Raw genomic sequence first — 23,096 nt, 5'->3', positions numbered from 1 at the left:
ACCGACCGATGCCGAGCGAGGAGACCGCCGTGACCCTCACGACCAGCACCCACACCGCCCCCGTCGTCCGCAGCGTCGACGCCGTCCACCGGCTCGGCACGATCGTCGGCGTCTGGGCCCACCCCGACGACGAGGTCTACCTGTCGGGCGGGCTCATGGCCGCCGCGGCGGCCCGCGGCCAGCGGGTCGTCGTCGTCACCGCGACCCGCGGCGAGCACGGCACCGACGACCCGGGCCTCTGGCCGCCCGCCCGGCTCGCGGCCCGGCGCGGCGAGGAGATCGTCGCCAGCCTCGACGCGCTGCACGACACCATCGAGCACCGCTTCCTCGGCGACGCCCGCGGCCGCTGTCACCTCGACGGCTCCCTGCGCGGCGACCCCGGCGAGGACACCGTCGACGAGCTCGCGGCCGTCATCGCCGACGTCGCGCCCGACACCGTCCTGACGTTCGGCCCCGACGGGATCACCGGCCACGGCGACCACCGCGCGGTGTCGGCGTGGACCGGCCGCGCGGTGCGCCAGCTCGCCGGCGCCGCGCCGCGCCTGCTGCACGCCTGCGTCACGGCGCGCTGGGTCGAGCGCTTCGGCGAGTTCGTCGAGCCGATGGACGACACCGGCGACGCCTTCGCGCCGTTCCCGGCCGAGCACCTCGCGGTCGACCTCGAGCTCGACGGCGGTGTGCTCGCACGCAAGGTCGCCGCGTTGCGCGCGCAGACGACCCAGACCGCCTCGCTCGAGGCGGCGCTCGGCTCGACGCGCTACGTGGACTCGGTCGCCGGGGAGTACTTCCGTCCGGCGAGCGCGTCGTGACGACCCGTCCGCACGGGGGCCGGCTGCTGGTCGCGACCGTGGCCGCGACCAGCGTGGGCCTCGGTCTCGCCACCGGCACCGGGCCGCTCGTGGGGCCGGTTGCCGCGGAGTTCGGGGTCGCGCGCGGCGCCGTCGCCGTGATGCTGGCGGCCACCCTGGCCGTCACGCTCGGGCTCGGCGTCATCACCGGCCCGTGGAGCCAGCGCCACGGCGCGCGGCCGCTCGTCGTCCTCGGCGCCGTGGCGATCCCCGCGGGCCTGCTCGTGCTCGCCGGCGCCGGGTCGTTCCCGGTGGCGGCCGCGGGGTTCGCCCTCGGGGTCGGCGGCGGGGCGGGATGCCTGTTCGTGCCGCTGCAGACCGCGGTCGCCGCGGTGATCGAGCGGCGCCGGGACGCGGCGCTGGTGGTCGCGTCCGCGGGCGCCGGGCTCGCCACCGTCGTCACCCCGCCGGCGACGGTCGCTCTCGTCGGCGCGCTCGGGGTCCGCGGCGCGGCCGTGGTGCTCGCGGTGGTCGCCGCGGTCGTCGTCGGGGCGTGCGCGCCGGCGGCCCCGACCGGGCGCCGCGACGCGACGACGAGCGCCGCGGGCCTGCGCACGGTCCTGGCGGACCCGGCCTTCCGGCGCTTCGTGCTCGGGGCCGTCGGGCTGTGCGCAGCGATGTTCGTGCCGTTCGTGCACCTCGCGTCGTTCGCGACGCTGCGCGGCGCCGGCCTCGCGATCGGCGCCCTCCTGGTCGCCGTGGCGGGATCGGCGAGCCTGCTCGCCCGCCTCGTGGCCGTGCCGGCGGTGGCCCGGTGGGGTGCCTGGCCGGTGTGCCGGGCCGGCGCGGTCGCGCTGCCCGTGAGCGTCGCGGGGTGGCTGCTCGCGGACGGCCGGCTCGCGGGTCTCCTCGCGTTCGCCGTCGTGTTCGGGTGTGCCCACGGCGCCTACGTCGGGGTGAGCGGCGCGGCCGCCGCCCAGCTCTTCGGCGTGGCCGGCTTCGGGCTGCGCCTCGGGGTCATGCACCTCGCGGCCGCGGCCGGGGGTCTGCTCGGCCCGGCGGTGGCGGGTCTCGTCGCCGACGCCGCGGGCAGCCCGGCGGCGGGGATCGCGGTGGCGGTGGCCTGCGGCGCGGCGGGGTGCGCGGTGTTCCTCCGCGCCGGCGTCACAGCGAGCGCGCCAGCACCAGCGCCTCGGTGAGCGGGGGCGGCGGGCCCGGCCGCCGCTCCAGCGCGCCGGGCCGCAGCACGTCCTCGACGACGTCGCCGCGGGCGGTGCCGCCGGCGCGCAGCAGGACGTCGGCGTCGCCCGGCCGGTCGGACGCGTGGGCGAGGCGGGCGAGCCAGCGCAGGCTCAGCGCCACCTCGGCGGCGTACCCGAGCCCCGAGTACGCGTCGAGGGCGCGGCGGAGGTGCTCGCGGGCCTCGTCCAGCGCGCCGTCGCGCAGCGCCAGCGCGCCCAGCGTCCGGCGGCCGACGCCCGACCCGATCGGGTAGTCGATCTCCTCGCAGGCCCGCGTCGCGCCGTCGGACGACGCGCGTCCCGCCCGCGGATCCTCCGCCGCGACCAGGCACCCGCGGACCACGCCCGCCCACGCGACCAGCGCCGGGCTGCCGATCGCCGGCGCGGCCCGGTGGGCCGCCTCGACCTGCTCGAGGGCCTCGCCGAGGCGTCCCGTCGCGGCCAGGGCGATGGCGCGGAAGGTGAGCAGCTCGTTGTGCCAGGGCGTCATGGCGTGGGCGGCGGCGACCTCGAGGGCCTCCTCGGCCCAGCGCAGGGCGTCGTCGTCCCGGCCGGTCGTGCGCGCCCGGAAGAACAGCGCGCGCCGGGCGTTCACCGCGGCGAGCGGGGACGACCCGGACAGCGCCTCGCGCGCCAGCGTCGCGCCCCGCTCCGCCGAGCCGCGCAGCACGTGGGCGACGGCCGCCGCGGCCGCCGCCTCGCTCCGGGCGCGCCCGGAGGAGTCCGGCCAGCGCCGCAGCACGGCGTCGCCGAGGTCGGCGACCGGCATCGCGCTGCGGTTCTTGAGCACGCTGCACATGGGGACGAACAGCGGGAGCGCGCGATCGGGCCCGTCGTCGTGGGCGACGCACCAGCGCAGCGCGTCCGCGACGTCGGTGTGCAGGTTCTGCAGCGTGACCAGCAGGTGCGCGGGCCAGGCGTGCACCATGAGGTCGCGGGCGTCGACGGCGGCGGCGAGCACCGAGTCGACCCAGCGGTCGCGGACGGCCTGCTGCTCGCCGCGTTCCTCGAGGCGGTCGCGGGCGAAGCGGCGCATCGTGGCCAGCAGCGCGTACCAGGTGCGGCCCGCCCGCTGCTGCACGGTGAGCATCGACGCCGCGACCAGGCGGTCGAGGTGGTCGACGGTGTCGAGGAGGTCGTCCTCGCCCGCCACCGCGTGGGCGTGGTCGGCGGTGAAGCGCCCGGCGAACACGCCGAGGCGGGCGAAGAAGCGCCGTGTCGGCCCGGGGAGCCGGTCGTACGACCAGGCCACGGTCGCGTCGAGGCTGCGGTGCCGCGCGGGCCCGGAGCTGCCCGTGCGCCGCAGCAGGTCCAGCCGCCGGTCGAGGTGCTCGAGCACCTCCTCGGGCGTGAGGCTGCGCAGCCGCACCGCGGCCAGCTCGAGGGCCAGCGGGAGCCCGTCGAGGCGCCGGCACAGGGCGGCCACGGCGGCGGCGTCCGCCTCCGTGTCGACGCGCGCCCCGCAGGCCGCCGCGCGGTCGGTCAGCAGCCGGGCGGCGGGGCTCTCGCGCACCGCGGCGGGGTCGTCGCGGGCGGGGAGCGCGAGGGTGCCCAGCGCGAGGACGTGCTCCTCGGGCAGGCCCAGCGGCTCCCGGCTGGTGGCGAGCACGGTGACGCCGGGGCAGCGCGCCAGCAGCCCGGTCACGGCGGGCGCGACGGTGTCGAGGACGTGCTCGCAGTCGTCGAGCAGGAGCAGCCGTTCCGCGCTCCCGAGCGCCTGGCCGGCCGCCTCCAGCGACGGGAAGCCCAGCGCGTCGGCGATCGCGCAGCCCACCGCGCCGGTCTCGGTGACGCCGTCGAGCTCGCACAGCGCGACGGCCCGCCCGGTCTCGGCGGCCGCGGCGGCGCGGGCCACCCGCGTCTTGCCCACCCCGCCGACCCCGATCACCGTCACGACCCGGGCGACGGCGAGCAGGCGCGCGACCTCGGCGAGCTCGGCGTCGCGGCCGTGCAGGGACGCCGCCGTGCTGCGGGGCGGCGGCGCGCGGGGCGCCGGGACGACCGCCACCGTCTCCTGCTGCGCGAGCACCGCCGCCTCCAGGGCGCCGAGCTCCGTGCTCGGGTCCAGCCCGGCCTCGTCGGCCAGGCGCGCCCGGTAGCCGCGCAGGACGGCGAGGGCGTCGACGCTGCGCCCCGCGCGGTGGAGCGCGGTGGCCAGCTGGCGGTGCGGGCGCTCGCGCAGCGGGTCGGCGGCCGCGGCGCGCTCCGCGTCGGGGAGCACCTCGTGGTGGTGGCCCGCGGCGAGCTCGGCGTCGAGGAGCTCGGCGCGCACCGTGTGGCGCAGGGCGTCGAAGCGGACACGGTCGGCGGCGAGACCGCCCGCCTCGATGCCGGGGAGGTCGGCGAGGTCGGCCAGCGCGGGTCCGCGCCAGCACGCGAGGGCGTCGCGCAGCAGTCCGGTCGCCTCGGGCGGGCCGGGTGCGGCCCGGGCACGGCGCAGGAGCCGCTCGGCGCGGTGCAGGTCGAGCTCGCCGGCCTCGACCCGGAGCCGGTACCCGGCGGCCTCGCGACGCAGCCGCGCGCCGACGTCGCCGAGCGCGGCGCGCAGGCGCGAGACCGTGGTGTGCAGCCGCGCGCGGGCCCGGTCGGGGGGGTCGTCACCCCATAGCGCGTCGATGAGGCGCTCGTCGCCCACCGGGTGGCCGTCGGCGCAGAGCAACAGGGCGAGCACGGTGCGTGGCCGGGTGCCCCCGAGCGGGACGCGGTCTCCGCGGTGCCGGACCTCGACGGGCCCGAGCACGCCGAACTCGACGTCCACGCTCATCCCTCGCATCCCGGGCTCATCGAGCATAGGACCGCTGGCAGCGCACCGACAGCGGCGTGGCAGCGCGCGCGCCGACCGTCGCGTCAGCCGGCGAGGAGCCGGCACGACGGTCAGGAGGCCGGCATGGACCAGGACAAGGTGATGGAGTTCCTCGGGCAGGTCGTCACGGACATGGGGGCGACCGGCGCCGCGGGGCAGGTGGTGCTCGGCGGCCGGCTCGGGCTGTACCGCGCGCTGGCGCGGGGAGCGGCCACCCCGGAGGTGCTCGCCGAGCGGACCGGCTGCGACGCGCGGTACCTCACCGAGTGGCTGCGGGGACAGGCCGCCGGCGGTTACGTCGCGTACGACGCGACGAGCGGCGCGTTCTCGCTGACCGAGGAGCAGGCGTTCTGCCTGGCCGATCCGGAGGGCCCGAACGTGTCGGCGATCTTCCGGATCGGGCTGGGCTACCTGCGCGCCGAGCCGCGGATCGCGGAGGCCTTCCGCACCGGGGAGGGGATGCCGTGGAGCGACCACGACGAGGACGTGTTCATCGGGTGCGACGCATTCTTCCGGCCGGGCTACGTGGCCGAGCTGGTGCCGCACTGGATCCCGGCGCTCGACGGGGTCGAGGCGAGACTGCGCGACGGCGCCCGGGTCGCCGACGTGGGCTGCGGGCTGGGCACGACCTCGGTGCTGATGGCCGAGGCCTTCCCGCGCAGCACGGTCACCGGCTCGGACTACCACGACGAGTCCATCGCGCTGGCCCGCAAGAAGGCGGCGGACGCCGGGGTGGGCGACCGGGTGACGTTCGAGGTGGCGTCGGCGCAGGGGTTCACCGGCACCGGCTACGACCTCGTGACGATGTTCGACTGCCTGCACGACATGGGCGACCCCGTCGGCGCGGCCCGCCGGGTGCGGGAGGCGCTGGCCCCGGACGGCACCTGGCTGCTGGTCGAGCCCTACGCCGGGGACACCGTCGAGGAGACCCTCAACCCCGTCGGCCGGCTCTACTACGCGGCGTCGACGTTCCTGTGCGTGCCGAACGGGCTCTCGCAGCCCGGCGGCTACGCGCTCGGGGCGCAGGCCGGCGAGTCCGCGATCCGCGACGTCGTCACCACCGCCGGGTTCACGCGCTTCCGCCGCGCCGCGCAGACCGCGTTCAACCTCGTCTACGAGGTCCGTCCCTAGCTGACAGGGGAACGGCAGCGGACCGACAGGTGGTGTCGTCACGGTCGATCCCATGACGACGATCGAGAGCAGTACCCGCACCACCGAGGCCTGCGGCGAGACCGTCTTCGGCTGGATCCTCGGGATGGAACAGACCGCGGCGCTCTACCTCGGCGACCGGCTCGGGTGGTACCGGTCGCTCGCCGAGGAGGGCCCGGCGACGGCGCCGGAGCTCGCCGCGCGGACCGGGACCGCGTCGCGCTACGCGCGGGAGTGGCTGGAGCACCAGGCGGTGAGCGGCATGCTCACCGTCGACGACCCCGCCGCCGCGCCCGACGCGCGGCGCTTCGCGATCCCGGACGCGCACGTCCCGGTGCTCGCCGACCTCGACAGCGAGGCCGTCCTGACGCCGTTCGCGCGCATCCTCGTGGCGACCCTGCGCCGGATCGACGACCTCCTCGAGGCCTACCGCACCGGCGGCGGGGTCAGCTGGGAGACCTTCGGGGACGACGCGCGGGAGGGCCAGGCCGCCCAGAACCGCCCGCTGCTGCGCGACGCGCTGTGCCGCGACCACCTGCCGCTGCTCGGCGACGTCGACGCGGCCCTGCGCGCGGGCGGGCGGGTGGCCGATGTCGGTCTCGGCGAGGGCTGGTCGGCGATCGGCATCGCCCGCGCCTACCCGACCGCCACGGTCGACGGGTTCGACGTCGACGCCGCCTCGGTCGACGCCGCGCGCCGGCACGCCGCGGACGACGGCGTCGCCGACCGCGTCACCGTGCACCGCGCCGGGATCGAGACGGCGGAGGCCGGCGCGTACGACCTCGTCTGCGCCTTCGAGTGCCTGCACGACATGCCCGACCCGGTCGGCGTGCTCGCGGCGATGCGCCGGGCCGTCGCTCCGGGCGGCACCGTCCTGATCATGGACGAGAAGGTCGCCGACGCCTTCGCGCCCGACGGCGACGAGATCGAGCGGCTGTTCTACGGCTTCTCGCTGATGTGCTGCCTGCCCGACGGGATGTCCACACCGGGCTCGGTCGGCACCGGCACCGTGATGCGCCGCGGGACGCTCGAGGCGTACGCGCGGGAGGCGGGGTTCACGACGGTCGAGGTCCTCGACGAGCTCGACCACGAGATCTTCCGCTTCTACCGGTTGGGCTGAGGCTCGACCCGCCCGCTCGTCCCGTCGACGCGCACCCACGACACGTCGGCGAGGCGGGCGACGGCGTCGCGGACGCCCACGACGGCGGGCAGCCCGTACTCGCGGGCGACGACGGCTCCGTGGGAGTTCGACCCGCCCATCTCCATCACCAGCCCGCCGGCGGTGAGGAACAGGGGCGTCCACCCCGGGTCGGTCGACGGGCAGACCAGCACGTCGCCGGGCTCGAGGTGGGCGCCGTGCGGGTCGGTGATGACCCGCACCCGGCCGGTCACCGTGCCCGCCGACGCCGGGACGCCGGTCAGGGCGCCGCCCTCGGCGGGCTCCGGGTCGGCGAGCGCCTCGGGCTCGGTCCCGTCGGAGAGCACGATCCGCGGGACGTGGCGGCGGCGCAGCTCCCGCTCGTAGGTGGCCCTCCGCTGCGCCACCAGGGGGCGCCGGTCGACGTCCTCGCGGGCCTCGGACAGGGTGAGGAAGAAGACGTCCTCGGCGTGCTCCAGGTGCCCGGCGGCGGCCAGCTCGGCGCCCACCACGGCGAGCTCCGCCCGGGCCGCCGCGAGCACCGTGACCAGCCAGTACTTCGGCAGCTCGCGCAGCCCGACGAGCGCGCGGGCGCGGTGCAGGGCGAACGCCACGACCCGCCCGCGCAGGCCGCCGGCGCGCGCGGCGAGGGTGCGGACCGTGGCCTCGGCCTCGGCGGCACCGCGGGCGAACACCGCGTCCGGGGCGCGGGCGGGGTCGTCGAGGCGGACGTAGTTGGCGAGCACGCCGAGCAGGTGCGCCGGGTCGTCGGACCATCGCGGCAGGCCCAGGTCGATCTCGGCGACCGCGCGCCGGCCGTGGACGGCGAGGAAGGCGTCGAGCCCGTCCGGCCGCGCGCCCGCGGTCAGGTCGGCGACGGCCGCGGGGTCGTCGCGCAGGTGGACCGCGAGGTCCCACAGCGCCAGGTCCATCTGCGTGGTGACGTTGTGCGGCAGCCCGCGCAGCACGGTGCCCAGCTCGCCCGGGCGGGCGCGCTCGCCGAGGAGCTCCGCGGCGAGGCCGAGCGCGAGGAACCCGGCGACCGGCGCCGGCGCGATCCGCGGCGCCATCGGGGCGAAGCCGTCGGTGAGCATCCAGCGCACCCGGTCGAGGCGCTCCTCGCGGGTCGCGCCCGCGGGTGACGGCAGGATGCGCTCGCCGCTCCGGATCCGGTCCTCGGCCCGCGCGCGGGCTCGCGCGGGGCGGAGCCAGGCGCCCACGACGTGGACCGGGACGCGGTAGCGGACGGCGATCCGACCGACCCGGCGCAGGGCGGGCAGCGGCGAGCGGCGCGTCACCGCCAGCTCCGGGTCGTCGAGTCGCGTGGCGATGACCTCGGCCGAGCGCCGCTCCATCACCCCGAGCACGCCGAGGGCCCCGGCGCGGCCGACCCGGCTGCGCAGCACGTCGGTGATGTCGACGAACACGCGCTCGCCGGCCACGGACAGCATCGGCGGGCCCTGCTCGGGGTCGTCGACCGGCGTACCGAACAGGCGCGCGGCGCCCGTCGCGAGGTGGCGGGCGGCCGAGAGCCCGACCGGGGTGAACGGGCGGAACACGCCCTGCGCGACGTTCGCCGAGAAGTACACGCGCCGGCCCGGGCGCCCCGGGACGAGCGGGTAGAGCGTGGTGATCGGCCGCGACTGGGTCAGCCAGGCCCGGCCGTCGCCGTCGATCGCCCACTCGGTGTCCTGGGGGGCGCCGAACAGCGCCTCGGCGCGCCCGCCGAGGGCGGTGAGGGCGTGGACGTGCTCGGCGGCGAGGGACGCGGCGTCGGTGCGGGCGACCGTCTCGGTGCCCCCGCCGGCCCGGGCGAGCACGACCGCCCCGCCCGCGCCGGCCCGCCGCTGGGCGACGGTCCCGTCGGGGTCGACCACCAGGTGCTCGGGATCGACCGACCCGGAGACCACCGACTCGCCGAGCCCGGGCGCCGCCTCGATCACCGACTGCCCGCGCCGCCCGGTGACCGGGTTCGCGGTGAACAGCACGCCGGCCCACCGGGCGTCGACCATCCGCTGGATGACGACGGCGAGGGCGACCGCGGCGTGGTCGATGCCCTGGGCGCCGCGGTAGGCCACGGCGCGGTCGGTCCACAGCGAGGCCCAGCAGCGGCGCACCGCCTCGAGCACCGCGTCGGGGCCGACCACGTTGAGCTCGGTGTCCTGCTGACCGGCGAAGCTGGCGTCGGGGAGGTCCTCGGCGGTCGCCGACGAGCGCACCGCCACCGGCCCGTCGGGGCACGCGGCGCGCACGGCGTCGGCGACGTCGTCGGGCACCGGCACGGCGAGGACGGCCGCGCGGGCCTTCTCGGCGAGGACGCCGGTGTCGCCGGGGTCGGAGAGCAGCCCGTCGAGCGCCGTGCCGACCGCCCGCCGGTAGGCGGCCGTGGTGACGCAGACGCCGCCGGGCACCGGGAGGCCGGCGCGCACGAGGGCCGCGAGGTTGGTCGCCTTGCCACCGACACGTCCGAGCGTCGCGGGGTCGGCGGGGTCGATCGCCTCCAGGGCCAGCACCAGGCCGGTCGTCGTGGTCACGGGGTCCTCCTCTCCTGCCGGGCGGCGTCGCCGAGCAGGGCCATCGCGCGTCCCACCAGGGCCCGGTCCGCGGGGTCGAGGCGGTTCATGATCTCGAGCTGGGCGTCGGCCCGGGTGCGCTCGAGGCGGCGGAGCAGCGCGTCACCGTCCTTGCTGATCGCGACCCGGCGGACCCGCCGGTCGGTGGGGTGCTCCTGGCGCTCGACGAGCCCGCGGCGCACGAGGGCGTCGACGAGGCGGCTGGTCGCGGAGTGCGAGCGCCCGACCCGCTCCGCGAGGCCCCCGAGGGACACCGGCTCGCGGACGTCGAGGACGTAGAGCGTGGCGAGCTGCGTCAGCGACAGCTCGTCGCCGCCGTCCACGGCGCTGAGCAGGTCGAGCAGGAACGCCGGGATCATCGCGCGCCGCATGTCGCCGAAGCCGGCCGCTAGGCGCTCGCGTTCGTCCATGCTGATCCTTGCAATCCTGCAATGTGTGCAGTCATGCAAACATCGGGTCGAGGGGGTGTCAAGCGGCGCTACGCTCCCGCCGCGGGTGAAGGGGGCCGTGGTGGGCATGGTGCGGGTCCTGGGAGCGATCGCGGTCGACGACGCCCCGGTCCGCTCGGCGCGCGTGCGCCGCCTGCTCGCCGTCCTCGCCCTCGAGCCCGGACGGGTGGTGGCCGTCGACCGGCTGGTCGCGCACGTGTGGCCCGACGACCCGCCGGAGCACGGCGAGGCGGCCCTGCACAGCCTGGTGGCGCGGGCCCGGCGGGTGCTCGGGGACGGGGTGCTGCGCACCGAACCGCCCGGCTACGTGCTCGACCTGCCGACCGACGCGCTCGACGCGACCGCGGTCGTCGCCCTGCGGGACCGGGCCCGCGCGGGGGCGGGGGCCGCCGACCTGCTCGACGAGGCGCTGGCGCTGTGGCGCGGCCCGGCGTTCGCCGAGTTCGCCGACGAGGAGCCGTTCCGGCCGGTCGCGGCGCGCCTCGGCGAGCTGCGCGCGGACCTCGAGGACGCGCGGGCGCGCGCCGACCTCGACCTCGGGCGCCCCGCCGACGCGGTCGCCCGCCTCGAGGAGCTCGTGGCCGCGGCCCCGTTCCGCGAGCGGCGCCGCGAACTGCTGGTCGAGGCGCTGCACCGCGCCGGGCGGGCGGGTGACGCGCTCGCCGCGGTCGCGGCCCACCGCCGCCTGCTCGCCGACGAGCTGGGCCTCGACCCGGGCCCGGAGATGCGCCGCCTCGAAGCCCTCGTGCTGGCGGGGTCGCCGCCGGCCGCGCCCGAGGTGCTGGCAGCGAATGTCACCTCCGCTGCTCCCGAGGCAGCGAGGGCGTCGTTCGCTGCTCCCCCGGGGCCGGCGCTGCGCGGGCGCGACACCGCGCTCGCGGGGATCGCGGCGGCGATCGGGGACGGGCCGGTGACCCTGGTGGGTCCCGGCGGGGTCGGGAAGACGACGCTCGCCCGGCACGTCGCCGCGGCGGTGGGCGCGTCGTTCGCGGACGGGGTCGTCGTCGCCGAGCTCGCCACCGTCGCCACGGGCGCCGAGGTCGCCCCGGCGGTCGTGGCCGCGGTCGGCGCACCCGGCGCGTCGGGCACCGACCCCCGCGACCGCGTCCCCGCCGTCCTGCGCGGCCGGCGCCTGCTGCTGGTGCTCGACAACGCCGAGCACGTCGTCGACGCCGTCGCCGCGCTGGTCACGGGCCTCGCCGCCGCCTGCCCGACGGTCGCCGTGCTCGCCACCAGCCGCGAGCCGCTCGGCGTGACCGGCGAGCGCGTGCGGCCGGTCCCGCCGCTCGCCGAGGACGCCGCGGTCGCGCTGTTCGCCGAGCGCGCGGCCGCCGCCGACCCCGCCTTCGCGCTCTCCGACGCCAACCGCGAGGCGGTCACCGAGATCTGCCGGCGCCTCGACCGGCTCCCGCTGGCCCTCGAGCTGGCCGCCGCCCGGATGCGCGTGCTCTCGCCCGCCGAGCTCGCCGCCGACCTGCCCCTGCACCGGCGCTTCCTGCGCAGCCCCCACCGCGGCGCCGACCTGCGTCACCGGACGCTGCACGCCGTCGTCGACTGGTCCTACCGCCTGCTCGACCCCCGCGAGCAGACGGTGCTCGCCCGGCTCGGCGTGTTCGCCGGCAGCTTCACCCTCGCCGCCGCGCGGGCCGTCGCCGACGACCCCGACCTCGACGGCGTGCTCGCCGACCTCGTGGACAAGTCGCTGGTCACCGCGTCGGTCGACCACGCCCGCCACGGACCCTCGCGCTACGCCCTGCTCGAGACGGTCCGCGCGTACGCCCGCGAGCGCCTCGAGGAGGCCGGGGAGACCGCCGCGCTGCACCGGCGTCACGCCGAGGAGGCGCGCGGGTTCCTGCGCCGCACCGGGCGCCTCGCGGGGCCGGACGCCGACCGTCGCCTGGCCGCCGTCCTCGCCGAGTGGGACGAGCTGCGGGCCGCGGTGGCCTGGGCGTCCGCGCACGATCCGGCGCTGGCCGCGGATCTCGTCGCCGCCCTGGTCGACGTCGGCGAGGTGCGGATGACACCGGAGCTGTTCGCGTGGGCCGAGGCGCTGCTGGCCGGCGGTGGCGATCTCGGTGCCGCGCGGGCGGCGGTGCACGCGGTGGCGGCCGAGGGCGCGCGGTTCGCCGGCGACCTCGACCGCGCCGAGCGGCACGTGGCCGAGGGGCGGCGGGCCCTCGCCGACGGGGACGACGGGGCCGCCGCCGTCCTGGCCTTCCTGCACTCCGAGGTGGCGGGGTTCGCCGGGCGGTCCGCGGAGTCGGCGTCCGCGGCGGCGGACGCCGAGCGCCTGGCCGCGGCCGCCGGCGACCACCGCGTGTGGGCCCTCGCCTGCTGCTGCCGCGTCCTCGCCGTCGCCTACGACGGGGACCGGGACGAGGCCCTCGCCGGCGCGGACGCCCTGGACGCCGCGGTGCGCGACGGCGGCGATCCCCTGATGCGCCCGTGGAGCGTCTACACCCGCGGCGAGGTGCGCGTGGAGCACGATCCCGCCGCGGCGCTCGACCTCGTCGTCGACGCCGCGCGCCGTGCCCGCGCGGTGGGCGAGCAGTACGTGCTCGGCGTCGCGCTGGTGACCGTCACCTCGCTGCACGCCCGCCAGGGCGACGTCCCCGCCGCCGCCCGGGCGGCCGCGGAGTCGCTGGAGCACTGGCGCGGCACCGGCAACCGCACCCACCAGTGGGTCGGGCTGCGGGCCGTGGTCGAGCTGCTGGTCCAGGCCGGGCGGGACGAGGTCGCCGCGGAGCTGCTCGGCGGGCTGGTGGCGCGCCGGTCGGGCGGGCCGCTGTTCGGGGCGGACGCCGCGCGCCTCGCCGTCCTGCGCGACGCGCTGGCCGCCCGCCTCGGCGCCGACGCCCTCGCCCGCGCCGAGCACCGCGGCGCCGCCCGCGACGACGACGGCCTCGTCGACCTGGCCCGGGAGGCACTCCGGGATTCATGAGAAGGCCCTCACCAGCGTCTCCCGGGCGCCTCACGGCCGCCGCCGACGCTGGTCCGTGCCGGGCGAGGCCCGCGCGAGACACCGGAGGCCGTCATGACCCGCACTCGCTCCCTGCTCGTCCTCGCCACCCTCGGCGGCGCGCTGGCCCTCACCGGATGCGCCGCCACCGACGATGCGCCGATGCCCGTCGCCGTGTCCGTGCCCGCCGTCACGGGGCCGTCCGGGCCCGCCGTGCCGATCCCCGGCGCGCCCGCCGGGGTCGTGGACGACGACGATGACGACGACGGCGTCCTCGACCGCGACGACGCCGACGACCGCGACGGCGCCGATGACCGCGGTGACGACCTCGATGACCGGGACGACGACCGGGACGACGACCGGGACGACGACCGGGACGACTGACCAACCGCCGCGGTGACCGGCCCCCGCGCCTCAGCCCAGCCGGTACCCCATGCCGCGCACCGTCGTCATCCGGTCGGCGCCGAGCTTGCGGCGCAGGTAGCGGACGTAGACGTCGACCACGTTGGAGCCGGGGTCGAAGTCGTAGCCCCAGACGCGGGAGAGCAGCTGCTCGCGCGAGAGGACCTGGCCGGGGTGGCGCAGGAACGTCTCGGCGAGCACGAACTCGCGCGCGGACAGGTCGACCGTCGCGCCGTCGACCGTCGCCTGCCGGGTCCGCAGGTCCAGCGACAGGGTGCCGTGGCGCAGCACGGTCACCTCGCCCGGTCCGGCGTCGGCCAGCCGGCGGCGCACGCGCGCGAGCAGCTCCTCGAACCGGAAGGGCTTGGCCATGTAGTCGTCGGCGCCGCCCTCGAGCCCGGCGACGGTGTCGGCGACGCTGTCCCGCGCGGTCAGCACGACGACCGGCAGCCGCGAGCCCGACGCGCGCAGCTCGGCCAGCACCGCGAAGCCGTCGAGCCCGGGCAGCCCGATGTCGAGCACCAGCAGGTCGTGGTGACCGCCCAGGGCCTGGTCGCGGGCGGCGAGGCCGTCGTCGACCACGGTCGTCGCGAACCCGGCCGAGCGCAGGCCCTTCTCCACGAACGAGGCGATCCGCGGTTCGTCCTCGGCGATGAGGATGCTGCTCACCGCACCTCCGATTCGGCACGCAGGGGCAGGACCAGGGTGAACGTGGCGCCGGGCCCGCTCTGGCCGGGCAGGCCGGTGCCGACGCCGTCGGAGACCTCGACGTGGCCGCCGTGCGCGCCGGCGATGGCGCTCGCGATGGCGAGCCCGAGTCCCGCGCCGTCGGAGCGCCGCGCGGACCCGTTGCCGCGGGCGAAGCGGGCGAAGATGCGCCCGCGGTCGGCCAGGGCGACGCCGGTCCCGGTGTCGGCGACCCGCAGGCGCAGCGTGGCCGCGTCGGCCCCGGCGCCGAGCACGATGCGGTCGCCCGGTGCGGTGTGGTGGGCGGCGTTGTCGGCGAGCACGAGCAGCGCCTGCGTCACCCGCTGGGCGTCGAGGTCGGCGAGCAGGGCCTGCGGCGTCCCCACGAGCGCCCACTTCCGGTCGGCGAGCCCCGAGGCCTTGCTCAGGGTCTCCTCGAGCAGCGCGGGCACGTCGGTCGGCGCCGGGCGCACGAACTCGGGCTGGCCCGACATGGATTACACGCACGACGCTCGAGAGGGCCGCCGAGCTGCGTAAACCCAGCCAGCAAAGATCAAAACGTACGGGCGTTGTCCCCGCCGGCATCACCCCTGCCTGGTCTCGTCCTCCTCGTCAAGCGCTGCCTCAACGATCCGGCGCACCGTGTTCCGGTGCATCCCGGCGTGATCGGCAATCTCCGTGTGCGGCACGCGGGCGCGGTCAGCCGCGAAGATCGCAGCTCTCAGGTCAGACTCCGCCTTATCGGCGGCCGCCTTCGCCTCGTCGCGCTTGCGCTTGGCAACGTCGACCCGGCCTAGCGCGGCTGCCTTCCGGTCCGCGTTCGCCACGCCCGGCACCCTTGCACGGGCTAGTAGCCGGGTCACCTGCACGGACACAAGGCAAGGGCACCTCGAAGAGTCATATGCACCTAGCTAGTGCACACTGCTCTCCATGGCTCGGTATCACCTTCATGCGCGACTACTGACCGGGTCGCTAGCCCAGCCGGACAGAGACGAACTACAGACATCCGAGTGTGAGTCTCAGGACCGTCTGAGGCACCTGGCCGAGGAGCTGTCGGCCCGTGGCTTCACGGTTTGGTTGTTCGCCCACCGTCACGGTCATGACGTGCCTCCGCACGAGCGGTACCGGCTGATCGAGACGTGGCGTCCACAGGAATCGGACGCGACGTGGCCCCAAGAAGACCAGCAGCCTGCTGAGTAGGGCCCGATCGGTACGACCGTTAGATTCATCCGTGTTGCATGATCGCGAAGGCGCGGACTGAGGGACTCCGATGAGTTAACCCGGCTGGTCCTATTTGATCGTTATCGGCCGCGCGACACTGACACTATGGGGGAGGGCCAGGGATCACGAGCGAAACCTGAGCGGAAGCGGTTCTTCGCGCTTGCGGCGGCGTTGATCTCTGTCATCGCTGTCCTGGTTCTGGGTGCCCTCGTCACCGCAGAGGGTCGACGTCCTCCTACCACGGGCACAGCCTCCACAAACATCCCCCCTAATACCCGCCAGTACACCCCCACTTACACCCCTTACTCCACTTACGCCCCCACTCCGTCGACAGCTTCTTTCGAGTTCACGCGTCCGCCCAACCGTGCTGCGCCGGACAGCGCCGGTGGCGGCGGTAGCGGCGGTAGCGGCGGTGGCGGGTCCCGCAGCTCACGCACCCTTCCCGCCAGACCTACTACCCAAGAGCCTCCGGACGAGCCCACCGACGACGAACTCCTAAACGAGCCCCAAGCGGCTCCGCCGACGGAAAACCCTGAGGTCGCCCGCGCTCGTCAACTAGCAGAGCAGAGGCGAGCTGCTTTACGCAATGGCACGATCTTCTTCGGGGTGGCAAATCCAATGCTACAAGGGCAGACGCAGCGGATTATTGTGAGGGCGTCTGACATTGCAGAACGGAGCGTGGCACTCGGCCAATTCCCGAATGACCGGCCAGCTCCATACGAGGAGCCCATACCTGTGGGCCTGAGCCTGACCGCCGAACTCGGCGGCGACGGATTCGAGCCAGTTGCAATTGGAGGGACCGCCGACCGCCCGACTGCTCCGGGCGATGTTGCGGAATGGCAGTGGGACGTGAAAGCCACCAAGCCCGGCTTTAAAGTGTTAACGCTCACTGTGAGATCCTATTACGGAAGTAATGAAGCTGTAGCCGTGCGGTATATCAATCAGTCGATCCAAGTGGATCGGGATTGGGGCTACACCCTCACCAATCTTCTCGGCTCACCGGCCTGGACGGCGACGGGTCTCAGCGTGCCCGTGATCTTGGGGGGCATCGGCGGCGTGTGGGCTTTCCTGCGACGGAGAAGAAAGAAGCAGGCGGACAGTGAGCCTCCGCAGCCGCCGTCACCTCAGCCTGCTGAGAAGGCTGAACAGCCACCCTCCACGGGCTACCTGTAGGGAGTGCCCGCCGTAACGAACCGGCCCTTCGGAGCGATCACGACTGGGAGCAGATAGCGCTGCAATCCAAGTGGAGAGGGCTTGCCGGTGGACCGGAGATTTGACGGTGGTTGGCAATCACGACCGCAGCAGCCACCGCCCAAGTACTCGCCTCCGCCGAATTATCCGCCGCAGCGGCACTATGTGTACGCCCAGAACTATGCCCCGTGGAACGGCCTCGCTATCGTGTCGTTCATCGCGGCACTGTGTTGGTTCTTCTGGATCGGGTCGCTAGTAGCAATTGTCTGCGGGCACATCGCGTATAACGCGACAAGAGATCTAAGGACCGCGCGCGGCAATGGTCTCGCCCTCACTGGTCTAATCTTCGGGTATTTGCAGATAGCTGTCGCGGTGCTGTTAATCGTGGCCGTATTCAACGGCGCGACACAATGACGCACAGTACTCCGGAGGGATTCACGGTCCGCGCCTTTGCGCCGTCCCGGAACGGGCGCAACCGTGGCGGCTACGTGGTGACCCATCCCAACGGCACCCGTGTCACGTTCTATGACGACGGCGACGTTCGGCTGTTCCGTCCAGAGCACAGCATGGAGGAGTACGACCGCATGCGGCACCGGAACAACTCCACCGTGCCCGGCGACAGCGTGAACTACCGCTTCCATCCGATCACCCAGTAGCTAGTTGCTCTCCACGGAGAAGCCTCTCGCGCCAGTCGCCTTCTCTCAGTTCCTGCCCCGAACTCGGCTCGACTTCCACTGTTGCGCGTAGTGGCGAGTGCGATGGCGCAAGTTTCAAGGCGTTCTCAGCGAGAAGCCCAAGCGAGGCGAGAGCAGCCCCGGCAGCAGCAACCCAATCCATCATCTTTAGATGATTCTGGGCGAGTTTTAGCAACTCCTCACTCGCCTGCCGGGGATCATGGACCTCTCCGTCTGCTCCAAGACCGATCGACGGGGTCCTCAAGAACTTGCGGAAGCTTACAAAGCGGAATTGATGCTCGTCGACCATCTTCCCAAATTGTTCCAGCGGGTGATCTTGCATGAAAAACTCCGCAAGGCTTGCTTCCGCGAGGTAGTCGAGACCAAGCCCCTCGGTCCGCGCGCGAGGTAGCAGCTCCTCGGACAGCCTCCGCCACCTTGCCTGGCACACGTACCACATTCGCCGTACTCGAAAACGGTCCCAGAGCGCCATCGCCAGAGCGTCATTAGCCGCAAGAGTTTCAGAGACCTCAACTATAACCTCCTGCGCAAGGTACTCACCCGCCGAAAGCTCTCTGACCTCATTTGCGATACGCTCTAACAGCGCCTGTGAATGGAAACAGCTCAACGTGAGGTCGACGCACGTCTCGTTGTCAAGGATCAAGTCGCTCATTATGCGCATCTCCGCCACGTGCGCCAGCACATCCGCTAGAAGTATCTGCCTCTCCCGGCCTGCCTCCTGTCGGCGGAAAAGTGCTTGCAGCAGGTTGTAGGCGATAGGGACGCCAAAGCAAGCGGAGGCAACTCCGGCCAGCATGTTCGTCAGCAAGCTCAGCGAGCCCCAATTATCCTCTAGGTCGAGATACAGGCCATTTGACCTATTATCGCGCCGGGCACAAACAGGAACCAGAGCGCCGCTCCGAACGTCCATGCCTGGCTCGGATGAGGCCACTTGCGTGTGCGCCTCGCGACCATGAAGCCCTCCTGAACGTGCTCGTGCTGATGACCTTAGCCGGACAGCCACTACCGATAAGTCAAGTAGCGCTGACGCGCGTTCAACACTCTTGAACGTACGTCCGTCCGTAGCGCTCCACCACAACCACCTCATTAGGGCGGGGGTCATGGCGCCCTCTAAAGAGAACCTCGTCCCAGACGCGACCTATGCCCGGAGAATGGTTCTCGCGGCTCTTGGTTCCCGTAGAGCCGATGCCGGACGGCCGCTCGCGCATCGACGAGCGTCCCTCCCCACGCAAGCATGGTGAGTCCGTCCATCGTGGCCCACAGGCCAGAACACACGGAACCGTACAACAGGACCACAAGCGCATCGTGGGAATGAGCAAGGTTCTGGATCACGCGGACCTCCGGGGACTCTCGTTGCTGTCAACGATTCAAGTCCTACTCGGTTCGCCCGCGAAAAGCGAAACTGTAGAGCATAGCGAGAGTGCGGGCGCGGCATCTAAACGCGTTCATGCTGTAGAGCATGAACAGTGTTAGGGATACGTGAGCAGGTCGCGTGCGCGCGGTTGTGTCGTTCGCCACGGTCCGGCGCTACGTGTCCCGGACGTGGGTCCGCCCGTACGCCTCGACGAGCAGCCGCTCAGACGGCCGTGGCACGTGGTGCCCCCGGTAGATCAGCTCAGAGCACTCCCGGGACCGCCACGTCCTGCGCCCGCGCTGTCCCATCCTCGTCCCGGAGCACTCGCAGTGCGACCACCCGACAAGCATTCTCCCCGGCCCTAGCGCGTGCCCGCGCGAGCACGATTCCGGGGGAGTCTCGATTAGCTCCGGGGCGCCACTCATGCCCCCATTATCCGCCTGGCCGTCCCCGCGGGCCTCTCACTCTCCGCAGCTCGAGACGTCACTCTCTGCGGTCAGTTGGGACGTGTACCAACCATTATGCTATCTACCCGTCCGGCTTCGCTGTCACGCACCTACTAATGGCGCACATAATGGGTCCAACGCGTATAGGTGCGTCGCCGTATTGGCTGGTCTAGGGCTTGATTGGATCTGTGACGTAGCCGGTCGGGGGCTCGGCTTGCCTTGACTGTTAAGTGTCACGTAGCGTCTGCGCCGTCAGCCGCAAGTGATCGATTAAGACGAAGGTTCAGAGAATGATCGCGAGCACGATGCACGGGGGAGACGGCGGGAACCGTACCCGCGTGGATCAAGTACGGCGCGCGGCCGGGTGCGAGCACGTGGATTCGCCGCCCAGCATAGTCACGGCGACGGACAAGAGCACCGGGCAGCGACGCGCGTTCTTCCGGTGCACCGAACCTGGATGCCGTGTGGAGTTTGATCCCCGCAAGTAGCGGGCCGTTATCAGCACGCGGCCCGGTGGGAATTCCTGCCGGGCCATCTTTATGCCTTGAGAACGGAGAGGGGATCGGCCCGGAGGGAGACCGGGGCGATACCGCCTACCCAATTCACGAGAACGGAAGCCATCATCCATGGCGCTGTGCGAGAAAGGTCTACATGAGCGGCCGGAAACGGCTGGCAAGTGCCAGCCCTGCAATTCTTTGCTGGTCAAGCGGAGGCGCGCAGCCAAGCGCGGAAAGCCGTTGTGTTGGACCGGCGAGCACCCGGAACCTGTGCCGGGGCTGATTTGCCCGTGCGGTGAGCCGCCCCCGATCCGGGGTGGTTGGACTGGGTAGTAGCGGACCGCCTCGTACACGGCGTCCCAGCGGGCCGTAAGCCCACGTCTGTAGAGGTGTCCTGCGCCGTGCGGACGGTCCTGGTGCAAGAGCACGGACACGATGCGGTTCATCCGCTCGAGCTCGTCGTCGACCAGCCCCACGGTGGCGCGCACGTCGGCGGGGTCGTCGACGTCGACCACCTCGAGGTGGCCGCGCACGATCGTGATCGGGGTCCGCAGCTCGTGGCCGGCGTCGTCGACGAAGCGGCGCTGGGCCCGCGCGCCGTCCTCGACGCGGTCGAGCATCGCGTTGACCGCCCGGACCAGGGCGCCGAGCTCGTCGCGGGTGTCGGCGCGGGCGGTGATGCGCGCGGACAGGTCGGTCTCGGTGATCGCGCGCGCCGTGTCGGCGACGTCGCGCACCGGGCGCAGGATGCGGCCCGCGACCAGCCAGGCGGCGACGGCGGCGAGCACCGCGGTGACGGCGCCGGCGGCGACCATGAGCAGGGCGGCGTCGTCGGCGGCCGAGCGCTCCTGGTCGGCGAAGTAGGCGACGACGATGACACCGCGCGCCGGGTCGCCGGCCAGCGTGACGGGCACGGCGATGTAGCGGACCTCGCCCGCCGCGCTCTCGTAGCGGGCCTCCACCGGCGCCGGCACCGACCCGGCGAGGCGGGCGAACCCCGGGTCGCCGGCGAGCAGCACGGGGCTCTGCTGGCGGCTCTGGTAGCGGAAGACCCCGTCGAGGTAGCCGAGGAACTTCTCGTTGGGACGCGCGAGGTTGTCGGTGATCGCGGTCTGGGGCACCTGGTCGACCGACGCGAACGGCGCGCCGTCGGTGGGGCTGCGGCCCGATGCGGTGAGCGCCGTGAACTCCTCGATCTCGGTGCGCAGCGCGGTGTCCATGCGGGCGTCGGTGGCGCGGATCAGGAGCTGCCAGGTGACGACGGTGACGACGGCCATGCTCCCGAGCACGAGCAGCAGCACCCAGGCGACGATCCGGACACGGGCGCCGCGGGCGCGCAGGTAGCCGACGGGGTGGGCGACGGGGTGATCAGCCGTCGCCACCGTCGTCGTCGCCGGCGTCCCCGCCGTCATCCCCGTCCTCCTGCCCGGCCGGCGGCGGCGCCACGGTCCCGTCGTCGTCCTGCTCCGGGGCCGGGGCGGGCGCCCCGCCCGGCACCGACGGCACCGACACCGGCGCCGGCAGCGGCGACTCGGTGGACGTGTCGCACGCGGTCGCGCCGACCGCGAGCCCGGCGAGCACGAGCGCGGCAGCGATGGTCGAACGAGTCATGCGGCCACCCTCGTCGTCGCGGGTGAGCCGCCGGTGACGCCGGGATGAGAACGTTCTCATCGTTCGTCCGGTTCCCGGAGACGGAGCGAAGCGGAGCTCGACCCGTGACCCGGCTAGTCGATCTCGGTGACCCGTCCCGCGTCGACGTGCCAGTGCCGGGTGGTCGCCACGCCCGCGAGCAGGCGCCGGTCGTGCGAGACGAGCAGCAGGGTGCCCCCGAACGAGGCGAGCGCGGACTCGAGCTGCTCGATGGCGGCGAGGTCGAGGTGGTTGGTGGGCTCGTCGAGCACGAGCAGGTTCACCCCGCGCGCCTGCAGCAGGGCCAGCGCGGCGCGGGTGCGCTCGCCGGGCGAGAGGGTGTCGGCGCCGCGGTGCACGTGCTCGGCGCCGAGCCCGAACTTCGCGAGCAGCGTGCGGACCTCGGCCGTGGGCCAGCGGTCGAGCTCGGGCTCGCGCGAGAAGACGTCGAGCAGGGCCGTCGACCCGGTCAGCAGGCCACGGGCCTGGTCGACCTCCCCGACGACGACGCCCGACCCCAGCGCGGCGCGCCCCTCGTCGGGCGCGAGGCGCCCGAGCAGCAGCGCGAGCAGCGTCGACTTGCCGGCGCCGTTGGCCCCGGTGATCGCGACCCGGTCGGACCGGTCGAGCTGGAGGGTGACGGGGCCGAGGGTGAAGGCGCCCCGGCGGACGACGGCCCCGTCCAGCGTCGCGACGACCGTGCCCGAGCGCGGCGCCGCGGCGATCGTCATCCGCAGATCCCACTCCTTGCGCGGCTCCTCGACGACCTCCATGCGCTCGAGCCGGCGCTCGGTCTGCGCGATCTTCGAGGCCTGCTTCTCGGAGGTCTGCGCGTTGTGGTGCTTGATGAACTTGTCCTTGTCGGTGGCCTTCTTGCGGGCGTTGCGCACGCCCTTGTCCACCCACTGCTTCTGTGTCTGCATCCGCGCGGTGAGCTCGGAGCGTTTCTCGGCGTACTCCTCGTAGGCCTCGCGGGCGTGCCGGCGGGCCGTCGCGCGCTCGGCGAGGTAGGCCTCGTAGCCGCCGCCGTACTGGGTGACCTGCTGCTGGGCGAGGTCGAGCTCGAGCACCGAGGTCACCGTGCGGGCCAGGAACTCGCGGTCGTGGCTGACGAGCACCGTGCCGGCCCGTAGGTCGCGCACCCAGCGCTCGAGGCGCTCCAGGCCGGCGAGGTCGAGGTCGTTGGTGGGCTCGTCGAGCAGGAAGACGTCGAAGCGGGCCAGCAGCAGCGAGGCGAGGTTGGCGCGGGCGGCCTGGCCGCCGGAGAGCGCGGTCACGGGGGCGTCGAGCAGGGCGGCGTCGAGGCCCAGGTCGTCGGCGACCTCGGCGGTGCGCTCCTCGAGGTCGGCGCCGCCGAGGTCGAGCCAGCGCTCCAGGGCCGCGGCGTAGGCCTCGTCGCCGCCGGGGGCGCCCTGCGACAGCGCGGTGGTCGCCGTGTCGAGGGTGGCGGCGGCCGCGGTGACGCCGGTGCGCCGGCCCACGAAGCCGCGGACGGTCTCGCCCGGCACCCGCGCGGTCTCCTGGGGCAGGTGCCCGACGGTCGCCGACGCGGGCGAGAGCGCGACCGAGCCCTGGTCGGGCGCGGCGAGGCCGGCGAGCAGCCGCAACAGGGTCGACTTCCCGGCGCCGTTCACCCCGACCAGCCCGATGACGTCGCCGGGGGCGACGACGAGGTCGAGTCCGGAGAACAGCACCCGGGCGCCGTGCGCGGCGGCGAGGTCCCGCGCGACCAGCGTGGCGCTCACGATCACCGAGCCTAACCGCGCCGCACCACCCGTTTCGGACGTCCCATGTGAGCGGAGTTCGGTGCGATAGCCCCGAATTTCGCTCACGTGGTCCGGCGCGCCGAGGGCGCCCTGCACGATGGGGGGACG

The 23,096-nt window shown here is 74.1% G+C and carries 19 protein-coding genes; 9 read left to right on the top strand and 10 right to left on the bottom strand.

Annotated elements, in window-relative coordinates; translation table 11 throughout:
• Positions 1-29 precede the first annotated feature (29 nt).
• Together PHK61_RS20030 and PHK61_RS20025 are read left to right on the top strand one after the other, a co-directional pair.
• Positions 30-809, top strand: a complete 780-nt coding sequence (locus tag PHK61_RS20030; RefSeq protein WP_274282782.1) for a PIG-L deacetylase family protein — start codon at positions 30-32, stop codon at positions 807-809.
• Complete coding sequence (locus tag PHK61_RS20025; protein ID WP_274282781.1) at positions 806-1,987, top strand: MFS transporter; 1,182 nt, start codon at positions 806-808, stop codon at positions 1,985-1,987. Before PHK61_RS20030 ends, PHK61_RS20025 begins: the two co-directional genes overlap by 4 nt.
• Here PHK61_RS20025 and PHK61_RS20020 read toward each other — a convergent pair.
• Positions 1,953-4,793, bottom strand: a complete 2,841-nt coding sequence (locus PHK61_RS20020; RefSeq protein ID WP_274282780.1) for an ATP-binding protein — start codon at positions 4,791-4,793, stop codon at positions 1,953-1,955. The two genes, PHK61_RS20025 and PHK61_RS20020, sit on opposite strands and share 35 nt — an antisense overlap.
• A 123-nt stretch (positions 4,794-4,916) precedes the next feature.
• Here PHK61_RS20020 and PHK61_RS20015 point away from each other — a divergent pair, with 123 nt between their 5' ends.
• On the top strand, positions 4,917-5,963 hold the full coding sequence (locus PHK61_RS20015; protein WP_274282779.1) for a class I SAM-dependent methyltransferase: 1,047 nt from the start codon (positions 4,917-4,919) through the stop codon (positions 5,961-5,963).
• A gap of 52 nt (positions 5,964-6,015) precedes the next feature.
• Positions 6,016-7,101: a class I SAM-dependent methyltransferase gene (locus PHK61_RS20010; RefSeq protein WP_274282778.1), complete on the top strand. Its 1,086-nt coding sequence runs from the start codon at positions 6,016-6,018 to the stop codon at positions 7,099-7,101.
• On the opposite strand, the gene PHK61_RS20005 is transcribed toward PHK61_RS20010, so the two are convergent.
• Positions 7,086-9,653, bottom strand: coding sequence for a PEP/pyruvate-binding domain-containing protein (locus tag PHK61_RS20005; protein ID WP_274282777.1), 2,568 nt, complete (start codon positions 9,651-9,653; stop codon positions 7,086-7,088). The two genes, PHK61_RS20010 and PHK61_RS20005, sit on opposite strands and share 16 nt — an antisense overlap.
• Positions 9,650-10,102 carry a MarR family winged helix-turn-helix transcriptional regulator gene (locus PHK61_RS20000; RefSeq protein WP_274282776.1) on the bottom strand — a complete coding sequence of 151 codons (453 nt, stop codon included), beginning with the start codon at positions 10,100-10,102 and terminating at the stop codon, positions 9,650-9,652. Before PHK61_RS20000 ends, PHK61_RS20005 begins: the two co-directional genes overlap by 4 nt.
• 85 nt (positions 10,103-10,187) lie before the next feature.
• On the opposite strand from PHK61_RS20000, the gene PHK61_RS19995 reads away from it, so the two are divergent.
• On the top strand, positions 10,188-13,082 hold the full coding sequence (locus PHK61_RS19995) for an ATP-binding protein (protein WP_274282775.1): 2,895 nt from the start codon (positions 10,188-10,190) through the stop codon (positions 13,080-13,082).
• A 93-nt stretch (positions 13,083-13,175) separates the two neighbouring features.
• Positions 13,176-13,484 carry a hypothetical protein gene (locus PHK61_RS19990; RefSeq protein ID WP_274282774.1) on the top strand — a complete coding sequence of 103 codons (309 nt, stop codon included), beginning with the start codon at positions 13,176-13,178 and terminating at the stop codon, positions 13,482-13,484.
• Positions 13,485-13,514: 30 nt separating this feature from the next.
• Here the strand turns inward: PHK61_RS19990 and PHK61_RS19985 are convergent, their stop codons facing one another.
• From PHK61_RS19985 to PHK61_RS19975, 3 genes are all read right to left on the bottom strand, one after another.
• Positions 13,515-14,171: a response regulator transcription factor gene (locus PHK61_RS19985; protein WP_274282773.1), complete on the bottom strand. Its 657-nt coding sequence runs from the start codon at positions 14,169-14,171 to the stop codon at positions 13,515-13,517.
• Positions 14,168-14,683 (bottom strand): sensor histidine kinase, encoded by a 516-nt coding sequence (locus PHK61_RS19980; protein WP_274282772.1) that lies wholly within the window; start codon positions 14,681-14,683, stop codon positions 14,168-14,170. The genes PHK61_RS19985 and PHK61_RS19980 overlap by 4 nt, the downstream gene beginning before the upstream one ends.
• Positions 14,684-14,773: 90 nt before the next feature.
• Positions 14,774-15,016: a helix-turn-helix domain-containing protein gene (locus PHK61_RS19975; RefSeq protein ID WP_274282771.1), complete on the bottom strand. Its 243-nt coding sequence runs from the start codon at positions 15,014-15,016 to the stop codon at positions 14,774-14,776.
• A 1,129-nt stretch (positions 15,017-16,145) separates the two neighbouring features.
• Here PHK61_RS19975 and PHK61_RS19970 point away from each other — a divergent pair.
• The 3 genes from PHK61_RS19970 (at position 16,146) to PHK61_RS19965 (ending at position 17,257) form a co-directional block, all read left to right on the top strand.
• On the top strand, positions 16,146-16,583 hold the full coding sequence (locus PHK61_RS19970) for a hypothetical protein (RefSeq protein WP_274282770.1): 438 nt from the start codon (positions 16,146-16,148) through the stop codon (positions 16,581-16,583).
• 87 nt (positions 16,584-16,670) lie between these two features.
• A complete protein-coding gene (locus PHK61_RS32110; protein WP_420791417.1) occupies positions 16,671-17,015 on the top strand; it encodes a DUF4190 domain-containing protein in 345 nt (114 codons plus the stop codon).
• Positions 17,016-17,089: 74 nt separating this feature from the next.
• Positions 17,090-17,257 carry a hypothetical protein gene (locus PHK61_RS19965; RefSeq protein WP_274282769.1) on the top strand — a complete coding sequence of 56 codons (168 nt, stop codon included), beginning with the start codon at positions 17,090-17,092 and terminating at the stop codon, positions 17,255-17,257.
• Here the strand turns inward: PHK61_RS19965 and PHK61_RS19960 are convergent.
• The 4 genes from PHK61_RS19960 to PHK61_RS19945 form a co-directional block, all read right to left on the bottom strand.
• Positions 17,247-18,206, bottom strand: a complete 960-nt coding sequence (locus PHK61_RS19960; RefSeq protein WP_274282768.1) for a hypothetical protein — start codon at positions 18,204-18,206, stop codon at positions 17,247-17,249. The two genes, PHK61_RS19965 and PHK61_RS19960, sit on opposite strands and share 11 nt — an antisense overlap.
• 1,233 nt (positions 18,207-19,439) lie before the next feature.
• Positions 19,440-21,005 carry a HAMP domain-containing protein gene (locus PHK61_RS19955; RefSeq protein WP_274282767.1) on the bottom strand — a complete coding sequence of 522 codons (1,566 nt, stop codon included), beginning with the start codon at positions 21,003-21,005 and terminating at the stop codon, positions 19,440-19,442.
• Positions 20,962-21,204, bottom strand: a complete 243-nt coding sequence (locus tag PHK61_RS19950) for a hypothetical protein (RefSeq protein WP_274282766.1) — start codon at positions 21,202-21,204, stop codon at positions 20,962-20,964. The genes PHK61_RS19955 and PHK61_RS19950 overlap by 44 nt, the downstream gene beginning before the upstream one ends.
• A 113-nt stretch (positions 21,205-21,317) precedes the next feature.
• Complete coding sequence (locus tag PHK61_RS19945; RefSeq protein WP_274282765.1) at positions 21,318-22,967, bottom strand: ABC-F family ATP-binding cassette domain-containing protein; 1,650 nt, start codon at positions 22,965-22,967, stop codon at positions 21,318-21,320.
• Positions 22,968-23,096: the final 129 nt, after the last annotated feature.

Source organism: Actinomycetospora lutea (assembly GCF_028737205.1).
Lineage (GTDB): Bacteria > Actinomycetota > Actinomycetes > Mycobacteriales > Pseudonocardiaceae > Actinomycetospora > Actinomycetospora lutea.
Note: the sequence above shows the minus strand (reverse complement) of the source record. Positions and strands in the feature narration are given on the sequence as shown.

What these genes read in the sequence shown, in the direction of transcription:
- PHK61_RS20020 (WP_274282780.1), bottom strand. Translation starts at nt 4,793, where the DNA reads ATGAGCGTGGACGTCGAGTTCGGCGTGCTCGGGCCCGTCGAGGTCCGG.
- PHK61_RS20015 (WP_274282779.1), top strand. Translation starts at nt 4,917, where the DNA reads ATGGACCAGGACAAGGTGATGGAGTTCCTCGGGCAGGTCGTCACGGAC.
- PHK61_RS20010 (WP_274282778.1), top strand. Translation starts at nt 6,016, where the DNA reads ATGACGACGATCGAGAGCAGTACCCGCACCACCGAGGCCTGCGGCGAG.
- PHK61_RS20000 (WP_274282776.1), bottom strand. Translation starts at nt 10,102, where the DNA reads ATGGACGAACGCGAGCGCCTAGCGGCCGGCTTCGGCGACATGCGGCGC.
- PHK61_RS19990 (WP_274282774.1), top strand. Translation starts at nt 13,176, where the DNA reads ATGACCCGCACTCGCTCCCTGCTCGTCCTCGCCACCCTCGGCGGCGCG.
- PHK61_RS19980 (WP_274282772.1), bottom strand. Translation starts at nt 14,683, where the DNA reads ATGTCGGGCCAGCCCGAGTTCGTGCGCCCGGCGCCGACCGACGTGCCC.
- PHK61_RS19960 (WP_274282768.1), bottom strand. Translation starts at nt 18,206, where the DNA reads ATGGACGTTCGGAGCGGCGCTCTGGTTCCTGTTTGTGCCCGGCGCGAT.
- PHK61_RS19955 (WP_274282767.1), bottom strand. Translation starts at nt 21,005, where the DNA reads ATGACGGCGGGGACGCCGGCGACGACGACGGTGGCGACGGCTGATCAC.
- PHK61_RS19950 (WP_274282766.1), bottom strand. Translation starts at nt 21,204, where the DNA reads ATGACTCGTTCGACCATCGCTGCCGCGCTCGTGCTCGCCGGGCTCGCG.